Source organism: Stenotrophomonas sp. STEN033, assembly GCF_056856655.1.
The window spans coordinates 1-21,759 of sequence record NZ_JBXFWM010000057.1; the positions used below are offsets into that span (position 1 = coordinate 1).

At 65.3% G+C, this 21,759-nt stretch carries 19 protein-coding genes; 10 read left to right on the forward strand and 9 right to left on the reverse strand.

Annotation, left to right across the window (positions count from 1 at the left end; translation table 11 throughout):
* Nucleotides 1-172: 172 nt before the first annotated feature.
* The 5 genes from AC1VXC_RS16235 to metK all read right to left on the reverse strand — a co-directional run bounded on the left by AC1VXC_RS16235 (nucleotide 173) and on the right by metK (nucleotide 5,791).
* Nucleotides 173-1,075 carry a phosphatidate cytidylyltransferase gene (locus AC1VXC_RS16235; RefSeq protein ID WP_312367477.1) on the reverse strand — a complete coding sequence of 301 codons (903 nt, stop codon included), beginning with the start codon at nucleotides 1,073-1,075 and terminating at the stop codon, nucleotides 173-175.
* Between the two features lie 77 nt (nucleotides 1,076-1,152).
* The gene (locus AC1VXC_RS16240; protein ID WP_313173412.1) at nucleotides 1,153-1,746 is read right to left on the reverse strand and encodes a lysophospholipid acyltransferase family protein; all 594 of its coding nucleotides are present in this window, start codon (nucleotides 1,744-1,746) and stop codon (nucleotides 1,153-1,155) included.
* On the reverse strand, nucleotides 1,746-2,369 hold the full coding sequence (locus AC1VXC_RS16245; RefSeq protein ID WP_313173413.1) for a CDP-alcohol phosphatidyltransferase family protein: 624 nt from the start codon (nucleotides 2,367-2,369) through the stop codon (nucleotides 1,746-1,748). Before AC1VXC_RS16245 ends, AC1VXC_RS16240 begins: the two co-directional genes overlap by 1 nt.
* 843 nt (nucleotides 2,370-3,212) lie before the next feature.
* Nucleotides 3,213-4,427 carry a DUF1444 domain-containing protein gene (locus AC1VXC_RS16250; RefSeq protein WP_481539870.1) on the reverse strand — a complete coding sequence of 405 codons (1,215 nt, stop codon included), beginning with the start codon at nucleotides 4,425-4,427 and terminating at the stop codon, nucleotides 3,213-3,215.
* A gap of 128 nt (nucleotides 4,428-4,555) precedes the next feature.
* Nucleotides 4,556-5,791 carry a methionine adenosyltransferase gene (gene metK / locus AC1VXC_RS16255; protein ID WP_293715206.1) on the reverse strand — a complete coding sequence of 412 codons (1,236 nt, stop codon included), beginning with the start codon at nucleotides 5,789-5,791 and terminating at the stop codon, nucleotides 4,556-4,558.
* A gap of 194 nt (nucleotides 5,792-5,985) precedes the next feature.
* Here metK and olsF point away from each other — a divergent pair, with 194 nt between their 5' ends.
* The 7 genes from olsF to AC1VXC_RS16290 all read left to right on the forward strand — a co-directional run bounded on the left by olsF (nucleotide 5,986) and on the right by AC1VXC_RS16290 (nucleotide 14,299).
* Entirely contained in the window at nucleotides 5,986-7,698 is a 1,713-nt protein-coding gene (olsF, locus tag AC1VXC_RS16260; RefSeq protein ID WP_313173415.1) for a bifunctional ornithine lipid synthase OlsF, read from the forward strand.
* On the forward strand, nucleotides 7,695-8,498 hold the full coding sequence (locus AC1VXC_RS16265) for a UDP-2,3-diacylglucosamine diphosphatase (protein ID WP_313173416.1): 804 nt from the start codon (nucleotides 7,695-7,697) through the stop codon (nucleotides 8,496-8,498). The genes olsF and AC1VXC_RS16265 overlap by 4 nt, the downstream gene beginning before the upstream one ends.
* A 66-nt stretch (nucleotides 8,499-8,564) precedes the next feature.
* Nucleotides 8,565-9,950 carry a TolC family protein gene (locus tag AC1VXC_RS16270; RefSeq protein WP_482995070.1) on the forward strand — a complete coding sequence of 462 codons (1,386 nt, stop codon included), beginning with the start codon at nucleotides 8,565-8,567 and terminating at the stop codon, nucleotides 9,948-9,950.
* Nucleotides 9,947-10,957 carry an HlyD family secretion protein gene (locus tag AC1VXC_RS16275; protein ID WP_313173417.1) on the forward strand — a complete coding sequence of 337 codons (1,011 nt, stop codon included), beginning with the start codon at nucleotides 9,947-9,949 and terminating at the stop codon, nucleotides 10,955-10,957. The genes AC1VXC_RS16270 and AC1VXC_RS16275 overlap by 4 nt, the downstream gene beginning before the upstream one ends.
* Nucleotides 10,942-12,105 carry an ABC transporter permease gene (locus AC1VXC_RS16280; protein ID WP_481539745.1) on the forward strand — a complete coding sequence of 388 codons (1,164 nt, stop codon included), beginning with the start codon at nucleotides 10,942-10,944 and terminating at the stop codon, nucleotides 12,103-12,105. Before AC1VXC_RS16275 ends, AC1VXC_RS16280 begins: the two co-directional genes overlap by 16 nt.
* Entirely contained in the window at nucleotides 12,102-13,214 is a 1,113-nt protein-coding gene (locus AC1VXC_RS16285; RefSeq protein WP_481539746.1) for an ABC transporter permease, read from the forward strand. Before AC1VXC_RS16280 ends, AC1VXC_RS16285 begins: the two co-directional genes overlap by 4 nt.
* A gap of 29 nt (nucleotides 13,215-13,243) precedes the next feature.
* The gene (locus tag AC1VXC_RS16290; RefSeq protein WP_313494755.1) at nucleotides 13,244-14,299 is read left to right on the forward strand and encodes a metal-dependent hydrolase; all 1,056 of its coding nucleotides are present in this window, start codon (nucleotides 13,244-13,246) and stop codon (nucleotides 14,297-14,299) included.
* Here the strand turns inward: AC1VXC_RS16290 and AC1VXC_RS16295 are convergent.
* A complete protein-coding gene (locus tag AC1VXC_RS16295; RefSeq protein WP_313173420.1) occupies nucleotides 14,293-15,114 on the reverse strand; it encodes a methyltransferase domain-containing protein in 822 nt (273 codons plus the stop codon). The two genes, AC1VXC_RS16290 and AC1VXC_RS16295, sit on opposite strands and share 7 nt — an antisense overlap.
* Nucleotides 15,115-15,469: 355 nt before the next feature.
* Here AC1VXC_RS16295 and AC1VXC_RS16300 point away from each other — a divergent pair, with 355 nt between their 5' ends.
* Nucleotides 15,470-16,069 (forward strand): nitroreductase family protein, encoded by a 600-nt coding sequence (locus tag AC1VXC_RS16300; protein WP_313173421.1) that lies wholly within the window; start codon nucleotides 15,470-15,472, stop codon nucleotides 16,067-16,069.
* A 306-nt stretch (nucleotides 16,070-16,375) separates the two neighbouring features.
* On the opposite strand, the gene dusB is transcribed toward AC1VXC_RS16300, so the two are convergent.
* The 3 genes from dusB to AC1VXC_RS16315 form a co-directional block, all read right to left on the reverse strand.
* Nucleotides 16,376-17,365, reverse strand: coding sequence for a tRNA dihydrouridine synthase DusB (dusB, locus tag AC1VXC_RS16305; RefSeq protein WP_481539856.1), 990 nt, complete (start codon nucleotides 17,363-17,365; stop codon nucleotides 16,376-16,378).
* Nucleotides 17,366-17,601: 236 nt separating this feature from the next.
* The gene (locus AC1VXC_RS16310) at nucleotides 17,602-18,552 is read right to left on the reverse strand and encodes a ribokinase (RefSeq protein ID WP_313494758.1); all 951 of its coding nucleotides are present in this window, start codon (nucleotides 18,550-18,552) and stop codon (nucleotides 17,602-17,604) included.
* Between the two features lie 88 nt (nucleotides 18,553-18,640).
* Nucleotides 18,641-19,939: a NupC/NupG family nucleoside CNT transporter gene (locus AC1VXC_RS16315; RefSeq protein WP_313173424.1), complete on the reverse strand. Its 1,299-nt coding sequence runs from the start codon at nucleotides 19,937-19,939 to the stop codon at nucleotides 18,641-18,643.
* A gap of 204 nt (nucleotides 19,940-20,143) precedes the next feature.
* Here AC1VXC_RS16315 and AC1VXC_RS16320 point away from each other — a divergent pair, with 204 nt between their 5' ends.
* Nucleotides 20,144-21,115, forward strand: a complete 972-nt coding sequence (locus tag AC1VXC_RS16320) for an aldo/keto reductase (protein WP_313173425.1) — start codon at nucleotides 20,144-20,146, stop codon at nucleotides 21,113-21,115.
* A 345-nt stretch (nucleotides 21,116-21,460) separates the two neighbouring features.
* Nucleotides 21,461-21,655 (forward strand): hemin uptake protein HemP, encoded by a 195-nt coding sequence (gene hemP / locus AC1VXC_RS16325; protein WP_313173472.1) that lies wholly within the window; start codon nucleotides 21,461-21,463, stop codon nucleotides 21,653-21,655.
* The last annotated feature ends 104 nt before the right edge of the window (nucleotides 21,656-21,759 follow it).

The following is a 21,759-nucleotide window of genomic DNA, read 5'->3' on the forward strand; positions in this document are numbered from 1 at the left end:
TGCGTGTGCTATGAGCCCCGCCGCGGGGCAGGCGGCGGTCCCCCGCCGGGACCGCGCCCCGCCCCGGCCGCGACTACGGGAGGCAGGGTTTTGTAGTGCCGAGCCATGCTCGGCATAGGGCTCTACCGGGAATGCCTCTGCCGAGCATGGCTCGGCACTACAGGTGGGAGCCTTACTGGAAGTTGTAGCGCACCACGTGGAAGAACACCGGCGCGGAGAACACCACCGAATCCAACCGGTCGAGGATGCCGCCGTGGCCTTCGATCATCTCGCCCCAGTCCTTGGCCCCCAGGCTGCGCTTCACTGCCGACAGCGCCAGCCCGCCCAGGAAGCCGCAGATCACGATCAGCAGCGACAGTGCCGCCGACTGCAATGGCGAGAACGGGGTGATCCACCACAGCGCCGCGCCCACGCCGGTTGCGGCCAAGCCACCGCCGACCAGGCCTTCCACCGTCTTCGACGGGCTGACCAGCGGCGCCAGCAGGTGTTTGCCGAACAGCTTGCCGAACACGTACTGCAGCACGTCGCTGAGCTGTACCACCAGCAGCAGGTAGAACAGCAGCATCAGGTTCTGCCCTTCGTAGCCGGGGATGCGCAACAGCATCAGCGCTGGCGCATGGCTCAGGCAGAACACGGTGAGCATCACGCCCCACTGGATCTTCGTGTTGCGCTCCAGGAAGTTCTCGGTGTCACCGGACAGCGCCGATACCGCCGGCAAGGCGAGGAAGCCGTACACCGGGATGCACATCACGAACAGGCCGTACCAGTCGATGCCGATCAGCCAGTACTGCAGCGGGATGGCGATATAGAAGCACAGGCACAGCGCCAGGTGATCGCCGCGGCGGGTGGGCGTCAGCGAGATGAATTCACGCAGCGCAAAGAACGACAGCAGGCCAAAGAACACCAGCGTCGCGATCTTGCCGAGTACGAAGCAGAACAGCAGCACCGCGGCCATCACCCACCAGGCGCGGATGCGCGCGTTGAGGTTGTCGACCACCGAGCCGGGTTTGATCCGGCCGAGGATGAAGCCGATCGCGCTGGCGAGTATCAGCACGCCGAACACGCCACCGATCATCCACCAGAAGCTGGGCGGTGCGCGGTCGATGGCCTGCTGCAGGAAACTGCCCAGCGGCAGCTGTTGGAAGACGTTGTTCATGCCAGCTCCACCACGGCGTTGCGGGCGCGTTCCAGGAACTGCGCCTTGTCCTCATCGGCGATGCGGTTGAGTGGCGCACCAAAGCGCGCCGTGCACACCAGCGGTACCGGCACCAGGCTGCCCTTGGGCAGGGCGCGGCGTGCGTTGTCCAGATACACCGGCACCAGTTCCACATGCGGATAGTGCTGTGCCAGGTGGAACAGCCCGGCCTTGAACGGCTGCGGCAGCGGCTCGTGGTTGCGGGTGCCTTCCGGGAACAGGATCAGCGAATCGCCGGCATCCAGTGCGTCATGCAGCGGTTGCAGCGGATCGCCAACGCACTTGCTGCGGTCGCGCTCGATCAATACCGCATTGAAGCCCTTGTCGGCGATGACCTTGCGTACGCCCTTGCTCCAGTAGTCGCGTGCAGCCACTGGCCGGGTACGCTCGCGCAGTGCCGGCGGCAATGCCGACCACAGTGCCACGGTATCCAGATGGCTGGCGTGGTTGGCGAAGTAGATGCGCTGGGTGTCGGTGGGGCGGCTGCCTACCCAACGCGGGTAGGCGCCAATGAAGACCTTGACGGCGGCGACCAGCAGGCTGGATAGCATCAGGCACTTGCCTTCAATTGCGCGGCGATGGCGCGGGTGCGGGTAATACAGGTGAGCAGCGAGCCGGCGGCGATGACGATGGCGGCTGTAGGCAGAACGTAGGCAGTATTGCCAACCAGTTGTTCGATGATGGCCAGTACGCAGGCAATGGTAAGCACCGCCATGCGGTGCTGCTTGGCCATAGGGCCACGGAAATCCTGCGGCAGGCCGAGGCTGGCGCCGGACAGGCGCACATAGGCGGTGAGTGCGGCGAGCAGGGCGCCCAGCCAGCCCAGCCACGGCATGCCGGCGGCATAGCCCAGAGCGACGATCAACAGCGAGTCGGCGATGCGGTCGGGGTACTCGTTGTACAGGGCACCGGTGGCGGTTTTCTTGCCACCCTCCATCGCCACCATGCCGTCGAGCAGGTTGCAGATCAGGCGTAGCTGGATGCAGATGGCACAGGTGAGCAGGCCAAGCAGATTGGGTGCTGCCAGCAGGCCAACCGCCGCGATGGCGGCGAAGAAGATGCTGAGCACCGAGATCTGATTCGGTGTGATGGAAGAGCGTGCCAGCGCGGCGCTCAGGCGTTGAGCCCAGCCGGTGGAACGGGCGGCGATTGGTCTGCGGTCATTTTTCCCCATGCGCGGATGGTAGTGCATTGGCTGTGATGGCGGACAGGGTGGGGCGAGGGGGCGGGATCGAGAGGTCGGCTGCGACGAACAGGTGGAAGCGGAGGCAGCAGGTTTTCTGTTGAACCCAGGTGGTGGCCTTCCAGATGCCGATTCCGGCTCTGACTGTGTTTGAGCGCCTGGTAGTGGTTGCAGGTTTTAGCTGTCTTCCAAGTGTTGGCTTCAGGCCTGGCGTTAGCCCCTAATCTTGCTCCTTGCTCCTTGCTCCTTGCTCCTTGCTCCTTGCTTTGGGCTTTGGGCTTTGGGCTTTGACTCTAGTTTCGGCTTTGGCTTTGATTCAAGCTCTGGCTCTGGCTCTGGCTCTGGCTCTGGCTGTGCTGTGGCTGTGGCTGTGGCTCTCGCTTTGGCTCCTGCTTTTGGTTGTTTCTTCTCCCGCTTGCGGGAGAAGGTGCCCGGAGGGCGGATGAGGGGGCTCTTTAGACTTTTGCCCTTGTCTTTTCCAAAACCAAAACAGAATCCATCGCAAGAGCTGCCCTCATCCCGACCCCCGTTCCGCGCCCGGCCCTTGCGCTGGCGCCAGGGTGTTCGATGAGCAGCGAACCAGTGGTTCGCAAGCTGCGCCTCTCACCCCGCAAGCGGGAGAGGGGCCAACGCAAAAGCGGTGCTATGGCCAACCTCAAGGCGCGAGGCTAGAGCCCAAAGCCAAAGCCAAAGCCAAAGCCAAAGCCAAAGCCAAAGCCAAAGCCAAAGCCAAAGCCAAAGCCCCAATCCGAAGTCAACAAAAGTCGCCACCTTCGCAGGCAGCCTGCATTGCTCAAGCGCTACGGGTGCAAAACGATGGGTCTGGGCGAGGAATCAGAGCGCCTGCAACTGCGCGCGCAGCTGTGCATCCGGAAACCCAAGCGTGAGGTAGCGCGGTGGGTAGATGTGCCGGCTGTCCTCGCGCAACAGGTGGCCAAGAACAGGCTGGGCCTGTTCCCAATCAACGACCAGCATCTCGGACTCCTGACCGTCGACAGGCGTCATCAGCACGATGCGGTCGGTGCGGGGGAGTGAACTGGCGACGCCATCCGTCCAGACGCATAGCGAGCGCTGTTCTTCGGTATGAATCATGAAATTGGCGACGAATACATCCTCTGCATGCTTCTCATGCACACGGTCCAGCGACTGCTTCTGCTGTGCATAGTTATTGGCGTTCAACTCCAGCTGCAGCAGCCGTTGTCGCTCACGCAGCTCGGCAGTGGCCAGCGTGTGTGCATGCAGCCGTCCTTCGTCGTAGCGCAGCACTTCCCATGAAATTACGCGGCCGTCGTTGAATGCAATGGCAGCCAGTTCCAGCATATGCGCCTGCCCCTGCAGGTCGCCTTCACCGGCGACCAGCAGTACGTCGCGGCTGGCCAGCATGAACACGGGCAAGCCAGCGACCGGCACCCGGTGCAGGAGGTCGGGCAGCAGCGCACGGCTGCTGTCATAGGCATCAGCCCACGCCGCCTGATAGACGCCGGGCATGACTTCGACGAAGGGCACATCAGGGCTTTGCCGCAGATTGGTGCGGGCGATGGCCAGGGCCTGCTCGAAGTCGATTCCCCATGCCTCCTCCGGACCACGGGTGAGCGTGGCGGTGTGGTCGGGGTGGTCGACCGCCAGCAGTTCGACGCACTCCTCGCTGAGGCGCCGGTACTGCAGACGCAACGGTGAAGCGTCCCAGCCCTCCTGCTCGGCATGGTGGAGCATCACCTCCTCAAGCTGGGTGATGCTGCGGACCAGCGGGCGCAGCAACGGCCGGATCTGCTCCCAGTCCATCGCCTCATCGTTGTCGTGGATGCCGAGCAAGCGGCTGAAGGATTGCAGCGCCTCGCGCTGTTGCCCTCGGGGTGCGCCCAGGTAGGCGTGATAGGCGTTGTGCAGGTTGAAGTAGGAGCCATTGGCGTGGCGGATGCGGAAGGCGTCCGCCTCGTATTCCAGTTCATGCGCATAGCCGTTGCGGCGCACTGCCTCCATGAACTTGCGGGCAAACCGATCCTGGTCGGGCTTGTCCTTGAACAGATTGCCGATGATTGCCGAAAACATGCCAACGCTCCCTGTGTATGCGGCGCCATCGTGAGCGGATGCGCGGTGGCTTGGCAAGGGCGCAGATGCAAAAACGGACGGGCCGCTTGCGCGGCCCGGCCGGGTGATGCTTTTACCTGCCGCTGAACTTACTTCAGCTTTGCAGCCTTGCGCAGGGCTTCGGCGCGATCGGTCTGCTCCCACGAGAACGCGGTGGCGTTCTGGGTCTTGCCGTCGCCGTCGACGTACGAGAATTCCTTCGGCTTGCGGCCGAAGTGGCCGTAAGCAGCGGTCTGCTGGTACATCGGGTGGATCAGGTCCAGCATCTTGATGATGCCGTACGGGCGCAGGTCGAAGTGCGCACGGATCAGCTTCTCGATCTGTGCGTCCGGGATCTTGCCGGTGCCGAAGGTGGTGACCGAGATCGAGGTCGGCTCGGCCACGCCGATGGCGTAGGAGACCTGCACTTCGCACTTGTCGGCCAGGCCTGCGGCAACCACGTTCTTGGCGACGTAACGGGCAGCGTAAGCGGCCGAACGGTCAACCTTGGACGGATCCTTGCCCGAGAACGCGCCACCACCGTGACGGGCCATGCCGCCGTAGGTGTCGACGATGATCTTGCGACCGGTCAGGCCGCAATCGCCCACCGGGCCGCCGATCACGAAGATGCCGGTCGGGTTGATGTGCACCTTGTTCTTCGGCAGCTTGTCCAGCCATGCCTTCGGCAGCACCGGCTTGAGGATGTGCTCGCGCACGGCCTCGATCAGGTCCTTCTGCTTCACGCCCGGGTCGTGCTGGGTCGACAGCACCACTGCGTCCAGGCCTTCGATCTTGCCGTCCTGGCCGTAACGCAGGGTCACCTGGCTCTTGGCGTCCGGGCGCAGCCACGGCAGCGGCGAGTTCTTCTTCTTGCGGACCTTGGCCTGCTGCTCGACCAGACGGTGCGAGTAGTAGATCGGCGCCGGCATGTATTCCGGGGCTTCATTGCAGGCATAGCCGAACATCAGGCCCTGGTCGCCAGCGCCCTGTTCTTCCGGCTTCTTTGCCTTCTTGTTGGTGCCATCAACGCCGGCAGCGATGTCCGGCGACTGCTTGCCCAGCATGTTGATGATGGCGCAGGTGTGGCCGTCGAAGCCGACGTTGGAGTTGTCGTAGCCGATCTCGTTGATGACGTTGCGGGTCAGTTCTTCGATATCGACCCACGCCGAGGTGGTCACTTCACCGGCGACAATCGCCGCACCGGTCTTGACCAGGGTTTCGCAGGCCACGCGGGCGCGCTTGTCCTGGGCCAGGATCGCGTCCAGCACCGCATCGGAGATCTGGTCGGCAATCTTGTCCGGATGGCCTTCGGAGACCGATTCGGAGGTGAACAGGTAGCTGGACATCGGGCTATATATCCCTTGATTCGGATGGAAAGATGGGCGCGAATGATACACGCTCGGCCCCTTGACGGAATAGTGCCGATACGGCTGTTGCCATACGGTTAAGCCGGGGTCACCAAATTGCCGCAAATCCGCAACCGGCCTGCCTTGTAGCGGGCGCAGGCTCCCGGCCAATGGGCCGTCAGGGAGACCTTGCCATGCAACAGATCGCGCAGCGCCTGCAGCAACGCTACCCCGATTGGTTCCACGGCCCGCGCCGCCACTTGGCGAAGCCGTTACTGCGCACAGTGGGACGCTGGTCACGTTTCGAGCAGATGGACGCCTTCCTGCAGCGCAGTGCCGGGTTGCAGGGCTTCGCCTTCGTCACTGCCGCGCTGGGCTTCCTGGACACCGGTTATGCGGTGGATGCGGCGGCGCTGGCCCGGATTCCGGCCAGCGGCCGCCTGCTGATCGTCGCCAACCACCCATCCGGGGCGCTGGATGCGCTGGCCTTGCTGGACGCGGTGGGCCGGGTCCGCAGCGACGTGCGGATCATCGCCAACGACATGCTGCTGGAGCTGGAGCCGTTGCGTGAGCTGCTGCTGCCCGTTCGCATCCTCGGCGGCCGCGCCCAGCGGGCCAGCCTGCAGGCGGTGGAGCAGGCGCTGCAGGCCGAGCAGTGCGTGATCGTGTTCCCGGCCGGTGAGGTCTCGCGGCTGTCGCTGCAGGGTATCCGCGACGGCCGCTGGAACCGTGGCTTCGTCCGTTTCGCCCGCGCCTGCGACGCACCGGTGCTGCCGGTACGGGTGCAGGCGCGTAACTCGGCCCTGTTCTACGGCGCCTCGGCGCTGTTCAAGCCTGCAGGTACCGCTTTGCTGGCACGGGAGATGTTTGCCCGCCGCAAGCGCCCGCTGCGCCTGCAGATCGGCCAGCTGATGCGGCTGGACGCGCAACAGGACCCGGCGCGGCAGCTGCAGGCGGTGCGCGACGCGCTGTACGCGCTGGGTAGGGAACAGCAGAACGCCGAGTTGCGCGAGGACGGCCCGCAGCCGCTGGCCGAGCCGGTAGCGGTGGCCGATGTCGCCGCTGCCATCGACACGACTGAGCTGCTCGGCCAGACCGGCGACGGCAAGCAGATCCGCCTGGCCCACTGCGCCGCCAACTCACCCTTGCTGCTGGAGCTGGGCCGGCTGCGTGAGCTGACCTTCCGCCAAGTGGGGGAGGGCACAGGCCGCAGCCGGGACCTGGATGACTTCGACCCGCTCTACCAGCACATCGTGGTCTGGGACGCGCCCGCCCAGCGCATCGCCGGTGCCTACCGGGTCATGCGCGGCGCACCGGCCCTGGCGCGCACTGGCCTGCAGGGCCTGTATACCGCCAGCCTGTTCCGCTACTCGGACGATGCCATCCCGCGCATCGCCGAAGGCATGGAGCTGGGCCGCAGCTTCGTGGTGCCCGACTACTGGGGCAGCCGTAGCCTGGACTATCTGTGGCAGGGCATCGGCGCCTATCTGGCCAGTCAGCCGGGCGTGCGCTATCTGTTTGGCGCGGTGTCGATCAGCGCTGCGTTGCCGCGCGAGGCGCGCGAACAGCTGGTCGCCTATTACCAGCAGTACTACGGCGCCGCCCGCAGCCTGGCCGAGTCGAACCGGCCGTTCCAGTACTTCGCCGCGCCGCCGAGTTTCGGCGAGCTGGACGCGCAGGCCGCCTTCGACGTGCTCAAGGCCAACCTGGCGACGCTGGGTACCAACGTGCCGACCTTGTACCGGCAGTACACCGATCTGTGCGAACCCGGTGGCGCACGTTTCCTTGCGTTCGGCGTGGATCCGGATTTCAGCGATTCCATCGACGGCCTGATCGAGGTGGACCTGCAGGCCATCCGCCCGCACAAACGCAAACGCTATCTGCGTGATGCCGGAGCAGTGGCATGAGTGCGGTGCCGGTGCTGCCGCCGCACCGGCGCGCTGTGTTCATCTCCGACACGCATCTGGGCGCGCGCCATTGCCATGCGGCGGAACTGGCGCGCTTCCTCGCCAGCCTGCGTTGCGAACGCCTGTATCTGGTCGGCGACATCGTCGATCTATGGTGGCTTTCCCATAAGCGTGCAACCTGGCAGCAGGCGCACAACGAGGTGATCGAGGCCTTGCACGCGCTGCGTCGAGCCGGCACCGAGATCATCTACATCCCCGGCAACCACGATGCGCCACTGCGGCGCACCTGCGGTTTGATGCTGCCGGCCATGCAGGTGCGGCGCCGCGCCATCCACACCACCGCCGATGGCCGGCGCCTGTTGGTCGTGCATGGTGATGACTACGACGGCGCCACCCACTTCGGTGGGCTGCAGGAACGCTTCGGTGACTGGCTGTATTACCGCATCCTCACCGGCAACCGCCTGTTCAACGCCGCGCGGCGCCGGCTTGGCCTGCGCTACTGGTCGCTGTCGGAATTCCTCAAGCGGCAAAGCGGCGCGGCCGAACGCTATATCGAGCGCTTCGTGCAGGCTGGGCTGGCCGACGTGCGCCGGCGCGGGCTGGACGGCATCATCTGCGGCCACATCCATCGTGCGGCGCTGGTCGAGTGCGATGGCCTGGTCTATGCCAACGACGGCGACTGGGTGGAAAGCCTGACCGCGCTGGCCGAGGACCCGGATGGCAGCCTGCGCCTGCTCGATCATTCCGGCCGCAGCCTGGTCTGTCTGCCGGGAAGCCTGCGGCAGGCGCAGGCGGCCTGATCGCAAGGCTGACTTCTTCCTCACCCGTTGGGCGGCTATGCTGGGTCCAGCCAACGAGCAGGGAGTATCGGGGTGGCAGGCAAGCAACCAGCATCGGTCGCGATAGGGTTGTGTGTGCTGTGGTTGCTGCTGGCGCCGCCGGCAGCGGCGGCAGAGGTGGTGCCTGCCTTGAGCTACGAGCAGGCGCGTCAGCGCCTGGAGCAGGTGTCCGATGCGCTGGCCGCCGCCGATGCCGGGGTGCGCAACAAGCTCGACCTGCAGGATGCCAGCCGCTACCTGCGGCTGCCGGAAATCACCGCCGACGTGCGTCGCATGCAGTTCCAGAAGACCTTGAGCCTGCCACTGGGTTCACTGGCACCGGTGGCCGAGGCATTCGGCATCGAGTCGCCGCTGGAGTTCGGCGAGCGTGACTGGCGTACGCGTCCCATTGTTACTGCCAGCGTGCCCTTGTACAGCGGTGGCCTGATCCCGGCCGCGCAAGGGGCTGCACAAGCCGCCAGCGAGTTGGCCCAGGCCGATCGCGAACTGCAGCGGCAGTCCTTGTCGCTGCAGCTGGTGCAGGCCTATTTCGGCCAGCAGTTGGCCGAGCAGGCGCTGCAGGTGCGGCGTGACGTGCGCGATGGCCTGCAGCGGCACCTTGAGGACGCGCAGAAGCTCGAACGCGAGGGTTTCGCCACCAAGGCGCAGCGCTTGCAGGCCAATGTCGCGCGCGACAAGGCCGAGCGCGAGTACCAGAAGGCCGTCAACGATCTGTCTACGCTGCAGCAGGCGCTGGCGACCCTGCTGCGCAGTGGTGGCACGGTTGCGACGACGTCGCCGCTGTTCGTGATCAACGGCCCGGTCGGCGCGCGTGAGGAGTTCGAGCGCAGCGCCCAGCAGCGGCATCCACAGGTTGGCCGTCTGCGCGCGCTCACCGCGCAGGCCGAGCAGGGCGTGCGTGCGCAGCAGGCCAAGCTCAAGCCGCAGATCTATCTGTTCGGCCAATACGACCTGCGCCGTCGCGATGCGTTGTTGACCGATGCCGACTGGGCGTTTGGCATCGGCCTGCGCTACACCTTCCTGTCGCCGACGGCACGACCGCTGCAGGTCAGCGCGGCACGCGCGCAGCTGGAGCAGGCGCAGTCGGGGCTGAGCGAAGTGGAAAACCAGTTGCAGCTCGGTGTCGGCAAAGCCTGGAACGAGCTGGAGACCGCCCGCGCGCAGTTCCAGCTGCTCGACAGCAGCATCGCCCAGGCGCTGGAAAACCTGCGCCTGCAGGAGCTGTCGTTCCGCGAAGGCCAGTCCACCTCGCTGGATGTGATCGACGCACGCCTGGGCCTGGGTGCGGCACAGGTGGAGCGTGCACAGGCCGCCTATCAGTTCGACGTGGCGCTGGCGCAGCTGCTGGAAGTGAGCGGGCAGCTGCAACGTTTTGACGACTACCGCCAACGCGCGGACAAGGTGCTGGAATGAGCGATTCGCTGCAGGTGGAGACCAATCCGCGGCAACGCCGCGTGTTCCTGATTGCCGGTGTGGTGCTGCTGGTGCTGGTGGCGGTCGGCCTGTGGCTGGGCCTGCGCAGCCCGCCGGACCAGGTGCAGGGCATGGCCGATGCCGACAACGTCAACGTCGCCGCCAAGGTCACCGCGCGCCTGCAGCAGTTGCATGTGCGCGAAGGCGACCGGGTCAAGGCAGGGCAGGTGCTGTTCGATCTCGACAGCCCCGAGGTCGCCGCCAAGGAACGCCAGGCCGACGCGGTGGTGGCTGCGGCTGCGGCGATGGCATCCAAGGCCGAGGAGGGCGCACGCAGCGAGGACATCCGCGCCGCCGAAGCCAACTGGAAGCGTGCGCAGGCCGGTGCCGAGCTGGCGACCAGCACCTTCCGCCGGCTCGACAATCTTTATGCCGAAGGCGTGGTGAGCCGGCAGAAGCGCGACGAAGCACAGGCGCAGGCGCGCAGTGCCAACGAGCTGACCCGCGCTGCCCGCGCGCAGTACGACCTTGCCCTTGCCGGTGCGCGGGTGCAGGACAAGGACGCGGCACTGGCGCAGGTGCGGCAGGCCGAGGGTGCCAAGGCCGAGGTCGATGCGGCCCGGCAGGAAACCCAGGGCCGCGCGCCGCTGGCCGGCGAGGTTGGCAAGCGCATGGCCGATATCGGTGAGCTGGTACCGGCCGGCTATCCGGTTTTCACCCTGGTCGACATCGACCATATGTGGGTGGCGCTGAACCTGCGCGAGGACCAGATGAACGGGCTCAAGCCCGGCGCCCGCCTGCAGGGCACGATTCCGGCGCTGCAGGACCGCAGCGCTGCGTTCGAGGTCTATTTCATCAACCCCGCCGGTGACTACGCCACCTGGCGCAGCACGCGGCAGTCGTCCGGCTATGACGTGCGCAGTTTCGAGGTGCGGGCACGGCCGCAACAGGCAATCGAAGGATTCCGGCCGGGCATGAGCGTGCTGTTTGCATGGCCGCAGGACTGACATCGGCAGGCGCCTTCGCCGCCTCATTGCGGCGCGAGCTGCAGCACTGGCGCAGTGACCGCTGGGAGCTGGCACTGGTGACGGTGCTGCCGCTGCTGCTGATGGCGCTGATGATGTGGCTGTTCTCCGGCTCGGTGCTGCGGCAGGTGCCGATCGCCCTGGTTGACCTCGACCACAGCCCGACCAGTCGCGGCCTGGCACGCGCCATCGATGACAGCCCCGGCGTGCAGGTAGCCAGCCAGCCGGCCTCGTTGCAGCAGGCGCAGGCGCAGCTGCGTGCGCTGCAGGTGTTTGCCATCGTGCTGATACCGCGCGACCTGAGCCGGCGTGCGCTGCGCGGCGAAACCGTGCCGGTCTACGCCTTCTACAACGCCACCTACATGGCGACCGGGCAGTCGGCCGGGCGTGATATCGGCGACGCGGTGAGCGCCTACAATGCACGCATGCTCAAGGAGCAGATCGCGCTGCAGGTTGGCCCGGCAAAACTGCGAGGGCCACCGGTGACGGTGCAGGCGACGGTACTGTACAACCCGGCGCGCAGCTATGAATTGTTCCTGCTGCCGCTGATCTTCCCTGCCATGCTGTCCCTGCTGGCCGCACTTGCGGCCGGTGCCGCGTTTGGACGAGAGCAGCGCGATGGCCTGCTCGCCGGCTGGTTGCAGCAACGGCCGTGGGCAACGATGGCCGGCAAGCTGTTTCCGTATGTCGCGCTGTTTTCGCTGTATGGCGCGGCGGGCATGGTCTATCTGGCCTATGTGCGGGGCGATGGCGTGGCCGGCAGCCTTTGGCTGATGCTGTTGGCGCAGCCGCTGTTCTACCTGGCCTGCTGCAGTTTCGCACTGTTGTTCGTCGCGGTGACCCGCGACATCTGCACGGGGCTGTCGGCGGTGGGTTTGACGATTGGTACCGCGCTGGCGTTTTCCGGTGCCACCTTTCCGGTGATCGAGGCGCCGCTGTTCACCCGCGTCTGGAACCTGTTGCTGCCGCTGACCGCCTACGTGCAGGTTCAGATGCAGCAGTTGTTCATGGGTGCGCCGTGGCAGGTGTCGCTACGGCCGCTGGCGGTACTGCTGTTGATGACCGTGGTGGCCGGTGGCTTGGGGGCCTGCCTGCTGCTGCGCACCGCACGGCAACAGGTGCGCGCATGAGCGGTTTTGGTGCTGGCTTCCGGAGCGCCTTGCAGGCGATGTTCGCTGACCCGGCTGCGCGCGCGGTGATGATAGGCGCGGTGTTGCTGTATTCGTTCTTCTACCCGGCGGCCTATCGCCACCAGGTTGCCAGTGATCTGCCGATCGCGGTGGTGGATGCCGACCACAGTGCCACCAGTCGCGAGCTGATCCGGCATGTGGATGCACTGCTCGCGGTACGGGTGGTCAGCCAGCCAGCGGACCTTGGTCAGGCCAGGCAGCAACTGTTGCGCGGCGAGGTGGATGGCATCGTGCTGATCCCGCAGCGGCTGGAGCGTGACATCCTGCGCGGTGGCAGCGGGCAACTGGTGCTGCTGGGCAACGGCGCCTACCTGAGCCGGGCCAGCACCATCCTCAATGGGCTGGCTGAAGGCATTACCGGCTTTGGACGCCAGCAGGCCGTGCGCCAGGCGGCGTTCATGGGCGCGCAGCAGGCAGCGCCGCTGCAACTGGTGCAGCGGCCGCTGTACAACACGCGCGAAGGCTATGGCAGCAGCGTGGTGCCCGGGGTATCGGAATTGATCGTGCACCAGACCCTGCTGCTCGGCATCGGTGTACTGCTAGGCAGTCGCCGCGCGCAGCTGGGCAGGCGATTGCAGTTCGACCTGCCGACCTTGTCGGGCATGGCCTTGGCGTTCACTGTGGTGGCGGTATGCGGACTGCTGTACTACGTCGGCTTCACCGCTTGGGCGCAGGACTATCCGCGCGGCGGCAATATCCCGGGAATGTTGTTGGCGGTGCTGCTGTTCGCGCTGGCGACGGTGCCGTTCGGGATGTTCATCGCCAGTTTCTTCGATACCCGCGAGCGGGCCTTCCAATACGTCACCGCGGTATCGATCCCGCTGTTTTTCCTGTCCAACCTGTCGTGGCCGGCGATTGCCTCGCCGCCAGCGCTGGTGGCGCTGGCCAAACTGCTGCCGACGACCGCCGGCATCAACGCCATCGTCCGCACCCAGCAGTTGGGTGCGCGCCTGCCCGAGATAGCTGGCGAGCTGCTGAACCTGTTGTTGCTGGCGCTGCTGTACGGAAGCCTGGTGCTTTGGCGGCTGCATGGCCGGCGGCGGCACTGAGCGCAGCGTTGGCTGCTAGCATCGGCGACATGGATTCCCTCAGTCAGATCGTTCTCGGTGGCGCCCTTGCCGCCGCCATCACCCCCGCCGCCCATCGTCGCGCCGCTTTGCTGGCCGGTGCTGCGCTGGCCACGCTGCCTGATCTGGACGGCTTGGCGATCATGGCCTTCACCGACAACCCGGTGAGCCTGATGACGGTGCACCGCAGCTTCAGCCATTCGCTGTTCGTGCTGCCCGTGCTGGGCACCTTGATCTGGTGGTTGTACAAGCGCTTCGGCCATGGCCGCGTCGCCCAGGCGCCGATGCGCTGGTGGTGGGCGATGGTGCTGGCGCTGGTGACGCATCCATTGCTGGATGCCTTCACTGTTTACGGCACGCAGCTGTGGTGGCCGCTGATGCCGCCACCGACGATGTGGTCCAGCGTCTTCATCATTGATCCGCTGTATACGATCTGGCTGCTGATCGGCTGCGTCATTGCCTGGTTTGCGCGGGCGCGGCCACTGGCACAGCGCGCGCTGGTGGCAGGGCTGGTGTTGAGCACGGGCTATCTGGGCTGGTCGTTGATCGCCAAGGCGCAGGTGGACCGGGCTGCCGCGCAGTCCCTGGCGCAGTTGGGGCTGGCCGATGCGCCGCGTTTCTCGGTGCCGATGCCGTTCAATACCTTGCTGTGGCGGGTGGTGGCGATGACGCCGCAGGGCTATGTGGTCGGCGACCGTTCGCTATGGGCCGACCACGGGCCGATGCAGTTCCAGGGTTACCCGTCAAATGTGCAGGCGTTGCGGCAGGCGGCTGATGTGCCTGCGGTGCAGCGACTGAACTGGTTCAACCATGGCTTCATGCGTGCCCAGGTAGTCGATGGCGAGCTGGTGCTCAGCGATCTGCGCATGGGGCTGGAACCGGATTACAACTTCAACTTTGCCGTTGCCAGCGAACGTGAGGGGCAGTGGCAGGCGATGCCGCCACGGCAGCTGATGCCGGCCTATCGGCAGGCCGGCAATCGTGATGTGCTGAAGCAGCGCTTGGCGCTGATGTGGCAGCGCATCTGGCGGGCGCCGGTGGCAACCGGCGCCGCCGCAACTCAGTAGACGGTGGCGCGGGCCTGCACGAAGGAATAGAAGAACACCGCATTGGGGTCGTTCTGCACCTGGGTGAACTCGGCGCGCATGCCGTCCACCGTGGCCTGATCGACCTTGCCGGCTTCCAGCAGTTGCTCGGCCGCTGACAGCAGCAGTTCTTCCCATAGTGCGAACATCACCTTGCGCCGTGCGGGTTCGCGGTTGTCCAGGTGCACGGTCTTGGTCTGCGTCTGCACATCGCGGAAGCCACCGGCCAGCAGCAGGTTGCCGAGCTTGGCACCGACGAACGGGTCGCCACCGCTGTCGATCTGGAAGTCGTTGAACGCCATCCAGTAGCGCCACAGGTTGGGCGAGTAGGGGTCGAGCAGGAACGAGGCGTTCATCACTTCGGTGACGAATACCGGCGAGCCCGGGCTCAGCACCCGCCGCACTTCGGCCAGCGCGCGCGCGGGCGAGGGGACGTGCTCCAACACCCAGCACAGGAAGGCGCCGTCAAAGCTGCGCGGTTCGAACGGCAGGTCGCTGGCATTGGCGCGCTGGAACTCGACGCGCTCCTGCAGCCATGGCATCTGTGCCAGATGCGCGTTGGCGGCAGCCAGCTGGCGCTCGTTGAGGTCGATGCCGGTGACCCGCAGCTCGGGGAAGCGGCGCAGCAGGATCTCGCTCTGCGCCCCTACGCCGCTGCCGACCTCGAGGATGTGGCGTGAATTGCGGAAATCGATGTCGTGGAAGATCGCCGGTTCGAACAGGCGTGCCTGCTTGCGCAGCCGCTCCTGTTCGTTTGCCGAGAAGCCATGCAGGTAGGGGAAGTCGTTGAGAGTCATGGAAACAGCGTCGTGCAGTGATCCGCGCAGTATCGCCAGCCATCGTTAGCGCGGCGCATGCGTGACGGAACCCAGCATTGCGGTGCCGTAGACAATGTCGGCATGGCGCGGGTTTGCGGCCATCGTCAGCTGATAGCCATTGGTTCTGAGAATCCGCCCGCTGGGCATCAGGGTTTGGTGCGAACGTGCAGGCACCTGCTTCGGACGGTGAAAGGCCGGAAGTTCATTTGTTCTGAAAATGAAACGAATTATTGGTTTTTAAGTAATTGTTCTAATTTTGATGGCAAATAAAATGGGCGCCATCAAGCAAAGGCCGGCGGTGTTGCGGGCCTGCTTTCCCCACAAGGAAACGATCATGAACAGCCAAGTCATCTCCCTGTACAAGAAGCGCCGGTCCCAGTATGCCCTCGGCAAGCAGCTGCCGATCAGCCAGGACGACACCACCCAGCTGATCAAGCAGGCGATGCGCCAGGCGCCGTCGGCCTTCAACGCCCAGTCCTCGCGCGCGCTGATCCTGTTCGGCGACCACAGCCAGAAGTTCTGGGAGCTGACCAAGGAAGAGCTGCGCAAGATCGTGCCGGCTGAGGCATTTGCGGCCACCGAAGGCAAGATCAACAGCTTCGCTGCCGGTGCCGGCACGGTGTTGTACTTCGTCGATACCGATGTGGTGAAGGGCCTGCAGGAACAGTTCGCGCTGTACGCCGACAATTTCCCGATCTGGGCCGAACAGTCCAACGGCATGGCCCAGTTCGCGGTGTGGACCGCATTGGCCGACGCTGGCGTCGGTGCCAGCCTGCAGCATTACAACCCACTGGTGGACGAGGTGGTGCGCAAGCACTGGGGCGTGCATGGCAACTGGCAGCTGCGCGCGCAGATGCCGTTCGGCTCGAATGAAGCCCCGTTCGGCGAAAAGACCTTCATGGAAGACGAAGCGCGCTTCAAGGTATTTGCCTGATCGAAGTGTTCGGCTGATCCCGGTCGACGCGGTTCTCTCCCCTGCGCGTCGAAGACAGTCGGACGGGCCCATCAGCGCAAGCTGGTGGGCCCTTTTTTTTTGTAGTGCCGAGCCATGCTCGGCAGGGCTTTCTGCAGCATCGGGCAGATCTCCGGTAACGCCCCAGCCGAGCATGGCTCGGCTCTACAGGGCTTCATGCCCGGTCGGGCTGAAGCAGGGTGGCGTAGTGCCGAGCCATGCTCGGCAGAGGCTCCATGCACAATCTGACAGATTGTGGGTAACGCCCCAGCCGAGCATGGCTCGGCTCTACAAGACGTACGCTGTTTCGCCTGCTACCAGCGCATCGAAATAATCACGGGTCAGGCGCAGCTGCGCATCGGCGGTTTCGGCGGCATTGACCACCGCGCGGAAGGCGGCGTTCTCAGGCCGGTCCTTGGCATACCAGCCCAGATGTTTGCGGGCGATGCGCACACCCTGTGGTTCGCCGTAGAAGGCGTGCAGGTCGGTGAGATGTCCCAGCAGGATGTCGCGTACTTCCTCCACCGATGGCGGTGGCAGTTCCTCGCCGGTGGCCAGGTAGTGGGCGATCTCGCGGAAGATCCACGGCCGGCCCTGTGCGGCACGGCCCACCATCACCGCATCGGCGCCAGTGTGCTTGAGCACCTGTTCGGCCTTGCGCGGTGAGTCCACGTCGCCATTGGCCAGTACCGGGATCTTCAGCATCGCCTTGATCGCGGCGATGGTGTCGTACTCGGCCACGCCGGTGTAGTGCTGGTCGCGGGTACGGCCGTGGATGGCCAGCGCGGCGATGCCGCTGTCTTCGGCGATATGCGCGATGGTCGGCGCATTGCGCACTTCCGCGCACCAGCCGGTGCGGATCTTCAGTGTCACCGGCACATCGACCGCATTGACCACGGATTCGAGAATGCGTGCTACCAGTGCTTCATCGCGCATCAAGGCCGAGCCGGCCCAGGCATTGCAGACCTTCTTGGCCGGGCAGCCCATGTTGATGTCGATGATCTGCGCGCCGTGGTCGACGTTGTAGCGTGCCGCTTCGGCCAGCTGCTGTGGCTCGGTGCCGGCGATCTGCACGCTGATCGGGGCGGGCTCGCCGGCATGGTCCATGCGATGGATCGACTTGCGGGTGGTCCAGAAGCGCGGATCGCTGATGGTCATTTCCGAGGCGGCCAGGCCCGCGCCAAGCCGTTTGCACAGCTGGCGGAATGGCTTGTCGGTAACGCCGGCCATGGGCGCGAGCACCACGTTGGGTGCAATGGTGTAGGGGCCGATCTGCATGGGGCTAGTGTAAGGCTGCGGGTCGCAACCCGCGCTGTGTAGGGATGTGGGAGCGGCGTAAGCCGCGAAGCTGGCAATGCGTGAAAGGCCCAAGAGCCAACCCCTCCCCAACCCTCCCCTTGCCTACGGCAAAGGGAGGGAGCAACAGCGCGAAACCGGGAGTGCTTGAAAGGCCCAAGAGCTTACCCCTCCCCAACCCTCCCCTGCTGCGCAAGGGAGGGGGCACAGCCATAGGCTCAGACGTCGGCCGGGGTCATCCGCGGCATCGCCAGCGCGGCGCCTTCGTTCTCGGTGGAGCGGGCGGCGTACTGGTTGGCGAAGCGCACGTGCTTGATGAAGGCAGCGTCCGGTGCCGCCGCCAGCGAGGCGGCGAGGGCGCCATTGAAGGCGTCGCCGGCGCCGGTGGTGTCGACCACCTGCACCGATTCGGCTGCCACCCGGTAGTAGGGCTGGCTGTCGCTGCGCAGTTTGTCTTCATCGTGCGAGACAAACACGCCGACCGCACCCAGCGTCACCACCACGGTGCTGCCGGACAGCTTGCGGCACAGCGCGTGCAGGCTGGCGCCGTCCAGGGTTGCGACGTCGTCGGCCTCGATGCGCTCGCCGACATGACGGCCGAGCAGGGCAGCAAACTCGGTTTCATTGGGAGTCAACACATCGGCCAGCTTGAGCAGACTGATGGTGGACGGGGCGTTGGCCGGGGCGGCATTGAGCATGGTCAGCACGCCGGCCTCGCGGGCCACGCTGAGCGCAGCCTCGATCGATTCCACCGGCGACTCCAGCTGGGCCAGCAGGACCTTGGCATTGCTGATCAGCGCGGCGTTGGCTGTCATGAAATCGGTGCTCAGCGAGGCATTGGCGCCAGCGCCGATCACGATCGAGTTGCGGCCGCGGCCATCGACATAGATGCCGGCGGTGCCGGTGGGTTCCGCGCTGGCTTCGGCCACCAGCGCAATGCCATCGGCCTGGGCCAACTGGCGGGCGAGGTCGCCGCCAGCGTCGGCACCGAGCGCGCAGACGAAGCTGGTGTCAGCACCGGCGCGGCGCGCCGCAACCGCCTGGTTGAAGCCCTTGCCACCGGGACCGGTGCTGTAACGGCCAGCAATGGTCGCTCCCGGCGCGGGCAGGGCATCGCAGCGCCAGACGTGATCGACATTGAAAGAACCGGCGACGACTACAGAACTCATGGAATCTATGTCTCTAAAGTGGCTATGAAGCTGCAGCTGCGTTGGTCGGGCCGAGCTGGATCGGCCGACCTGGATCAGCGGGGTTGAATCAGGTGAAGTGGCTCAGCACGCCGGCAATGGTGGCCGTCATCAGGGTGGCAATGGTGCCGCCCAGGACTGCACGCAGGCCGAACTTGGCCAGGTCCTGGCGACGGTCCGGTGCCAACCCGCCGATGCCGCCGATCTGGATCGCGATCGAGCTGAAATTGGCGAAACCGCACAGGGCGTAGGTAGCGATCAGGCGGCCTTCTTCGCTCAGGGTAACGCCGGGGACGTTGCCCTTGATGATTTCCGACAGATCCATGTACGCGACAAATTCGTTGATCACGACCTTCTGGCCAATCAGCGAACCCACCGTGGTGGCGTCAGCCCATGGGGTGCCGATCACCCAGGCAATCGGTGCCAGCACGTAGCCGAAGATGGTGGCCAGGTTGGTCGGCTTGCCGATGGCGGCGGCCAGGCCGGTGACGTCACCTATCCAGGTCAGCGGCGCATTGAGCAGCGCGATCAGGGCGATGAAGGCCAGCAGCATGGCGCCGATGTTCAGCGCAAGGCGCAGGCCGTCACCGGCACCGGCGGCGGCGGCATCGATGATGTTGGAGGAGGTCTTCTCCACTTCCATCTTGACCGTGCCGCGGGTCAGCGGGGTACCGGTTTCCGGCACCAGCAGCTTGGCGACCACCAGCGTGGCCGGCGCGGCCATGATCGAGGCGGCCAGCAGGTGCTTGGCGTAGAAGGCCTGTGCGGTCTGGTCGCCGCCGCCGAGCATGCCGACATAGGCGGCCAGCACGCCGCCGGCGATATGCGCCATGCCGCCGATCATCATGGTGATCAGCTCGGACTGGGTCATCTTGGAGATGTAGGGGCGCACGGTCAGCGGCGCCTCGGTCTGGCCGATGAAGACGCTGGCGCAGACGCTGGTGGTTTCGGCACCGGACACGCGCATCACCTTGGTGATGGCCGCAGCCATGACCCGCACAATGGCCTGCATCACGCCCAGGTGGTACATCACGCCCATCAGCGCCGAGAAGAAGATGATGGTCGGCAGTACCTGGAAGGCAAAGATGAAGCCGTACTTGGGCACATCCATCAGGCTGCCGAAAATGAAGTTGGAGCCTTCATTGACGAAGCTCAGGATCTTGACGAAGCCCTTGCCCAGCCAGTCGAACACGTCACGGCCGCCCGGAACCAGCAATACCAGCGCCGCAAACGCGATCTGCAGGGTGATGCCGGTGGCAACCAGTTTCCAATCAACGGCTTTCTTGTTGTTGGAGAAAAGCCAGGTGATGCCCAAAAGCACCGCCAGGCCGAACAGGCCGAAGCCGATTCTGCCCAAACCTTCGAACATGAGTAATCCCCGGGCGTGCCCGCAAAAGACGCAAGCCTAGAGCAGCGGCTGATGCCGGGCAAGAATATCTCCGGCATAAGCCGGTATTTGCTGGGATTGCGCCGGTATCGGCAAGGTCCGCGGGCCTGCCGGATGCGCAGTCAGGGTTACACTGGCGGCCTGTCTGCGCGGATTGCGCGCACCGTCCCCTAGTTGGAGCCAGCCATGCAATACCGTCGTCTCGGGTCGTCCGGCCTGCAGCTGTCCGCCCTGTCATTTGGTGCCTGGGTGACCTTTGGCAGCCAGATCGGGCGCGACGAATCGCGCAACCTGATTGCCTGCGCCTGGGACAACGGGGTCAATTTCTTCGACAACGCCGAGGTTTATGCCAAGGGCCGCGCCGAGGAGGTGATGGGGGATGTGATCGCCGATCTGCGCCTGCCGCGCGATGGCTTCTGCGTGTCGTCCAAGGTGTTCTTTGGCGCGGTCGATGAGCCGGCGCCGACCCAGCGTGGGCTCTCGCGCAAGCACGTCACCGATGCCTGTCATGCCGCGCTCAAGCGGCTGCGGGTGGACTATCTGGACCTTTACTACTGCCATCGCCCGGATGCGGAGACCCCGATCGGCGAGACCGTGCTGGCGATGGACAACCTGATCCGCCAGGGCAAGGTGCTGTACTGGGGGACCTCGGAGTGGTCGGGCGCGCAGATTGCCGAGGCGGTGGCGTTTGCCCGCGCCAACCATCTATATGCGCCGAGCATGGAGCAGCCGCAGTACAACCTGCTGCACCGCGCCCGCGTGGAGCAGGAGTACGCGCCGTTGTATGCCGATGCAGGCTTGGGGACCACCATCTGGTCGCCGCTGGCTTCGGGCCTGCTGACAGGCAAGTACAACGACGGCATCGCCGCCGATTCGCGCCTGGGGCAGTCCACGCTGGGCTGGCTGCAGGCCTCGGTGTTGGGCGAGCCGGCCGATGACCGCCTGGGCAAGGTGCGCCGCTTCACCGCCTTGGCCGCGGAGCTGGGTGAGTCGCCGGCGCAGCTGGCCGTTGCCTGGTGCCTGCGCAACCCACAGGTGTCCAGCGTGATCCTCGGTGCGAGCCGGGTGTCGCAGCTGGAAGAGAACCTGCGCGCGCTGGACGTGCTGGGCAGGGTGGAAGAGGGTGCCTGGCAGCAGATCGAGGCGATCTTCGCCTGATAGCGAAGCGGTAGTGCCGCGCCCAGCTCGGCAACCCCGAGGCAGCAGCAGCTCAGCCCCGTGTTCATGGGGTTTGTGGGAGCGGCGTGAGCCGCGAAGCCACAGATACGTCAGATTCCGGGCATGTTGGTAGCTTCAGTGCTGCCAGCTTCGCGGTTAACGCCGCTCCCAAAAGTGTGATGCTGGGCCGGTGAGGCTCCTGCCGAGCATGGCTCGGCACTACAGGTGGAGCGAATGGCCCTGTCCAACGGGGTTTCGCACCGAATGTTGTTTGATGCAAATAGTTCTTGCATCGTTATTGAGAATCATTATCATCAACTCCGTCCCCAGCACGGAATCACGATGATGTCGGCCCAGCCCGTTCTGCTTCGCCCCCGTACCCTCCACCTGCCGCAGCGCCCGGTCCAGTTGTTGCCGGTCGATGGCGTTGTTGACAGCGGTGCCCTGCTCAAGGGCCAGCGCGAGATCGTGATCCAGCACGGCGACAAGTTCTATCGCCTGCGGCATACCAGCAACGACAAGCTGATCCTCACCAAGTAAGCCGCAACACGGCCGCATTCGCCGCAAGCCCGCGCCGCATCGCGCTTGGCTCCTGAGTGCACAGCTCTCTCCCCCCTTGGCTACAGCCGGGTTGTCCAGGCAAC

What these genes read in the sequence shown, in the direction of transcription:
- AC1VXC_RS16235 (WP_312367477.1), bottom strand. Translation starts at nt 1,075, where the DNA reads ATGATCGGTGGCGTGTTCGGCGTGCTGATACTCGCCAGCGCGATCGGC.
- AC1VXC_RS16240 (WP_313173412.1), bottom strand. Translation starts at nt 1,746, where the DNA reads ATGCTATCCAGCCTGCTGGTCGCCGCCGTCAAGGTCTTCATTGGCGCC.
- AC1VXC_RS16245 (WP_313173413.1), bottom strand. Translation starts at nt 2,369, where the DNA reads ATGGGGAAAAATGACCGCAGACCAATCGCCGCCCGTTCCACCGGCTGG.
- AC1VXC_RS16250 (WP_481539870.1), bottom strand. Translation starts at nt 4,427, where the DNA reads ATGTTTTCGGCAATCATCGGCAATCTGTTCAAGGACAAGCCCGACCAG.
- metK (WP_293715206.1), bottom strand. Translation starts at nt 5,791, where the DNA reads ATGTCCAGCTACCTGTTCACCTCCGAATCGGTCTCCGAAGGCCATCCG.
- olsF (WP_313173415.1), top strand. Translation starts at nt 5,986, where the DNA reads ATGCAACAGATCGCGCAGCGCCTGCAGCAACGCTACCCCGATTGGTTC.
- AC1VXC_RS16265 (WP_313173416.1), top strand. Translation starts at nt 7,695, where the DNA reads ATGAGTGCGGTGCCGGTGCTGCCGCCGCACCGGCGCGCTGTGTTCATC.
- AC1VXC_RS16275 (WP_313173417.1), top strand. Translation starts at nt 9,947, where the DNA reads ATGAGCGATTCGCTGCAGGTGGAGACCAATCCGCGGCAACGCCGCGTG.
- AC1VXC_RS16280 (WP_481539745.1), top strand. Translation starts at nt 10,942, where the DNA reads ATGGCCGCAGGACTGACATCGGCAGGCGCCTTCGCCGCCTCATTGCGG.
- AC1VXC_RS16285 (WP_481539746.1), top strand. Translation starts at nt 12,102, where the DNA reads ATGAGCGGTTTTGGTGCTGGCTTCCGGAGCGCCTTGCAGGCGATGTTC.
- AC1VXC_RS16290 (WP_313494755.1), top strand. Translation starts at nt 13,244, where the DNA reads ATGGATTCCCTCAGTCAGATCGTTCTCGGTGGCGCCCTTGCCGCCGCC.
- AC1VXC_RS16295 (WP_313173420.1), bottom strand. Translation starts at nt 15,114, where the DNA reads ATGACTCTCAACGACTTCCCCTACCTGCATGGCTTCTCGGCAAACGAA.
- AC1VXC_RS16300 (WP_313173421.1), top strand. Translation starts at nt 15,470, where the DNA reads ATGAACAGCCAAGTCATCTCCCTGTACAAGAAGCGCCGGTCCCAGTAT.
- dusB (WP_481539856.1), bottom strand. Translation starts at nt 17,365, where the DNA reads ATGCAGATCGGCCCCTACACCATTGCACCCAACGTGGTGCTCGCGCCC.
- AC1VXC_RS16310 (WP_313494758.1), bottom strand. Translation starts at nt 18,552, where the DNA reads ATGAGTTCTGTAGTCGTCGCCGGTTCTTTCAATGTCGATCACGTCTGG.
- AC1VXC_RS16315 (WP_313173424.1), bottom strand. Translation starts at nt 19,939, where the DNA reads ATGTTCGAAGGTTTGGGCAGAATCGGCTTCGGCCTGTTCGGCCTGGCG.
- AC1VXC_RS16320 (WP_313173425.1), top strand. Translation starts at nt 20,144, where the DNA reads ATGCAATACCGTCGTCTCGGGTCGTCCGGCCTGCAGCTGTCCGCCCTG.
- hemP (WP_313173472.1), top strand. Translation starts at nt 21,461, where the DNA reads ATGTCGGCCCAGCCCGTTCTGCTTCGCCCCCGTACCCTCCACCTGCCG.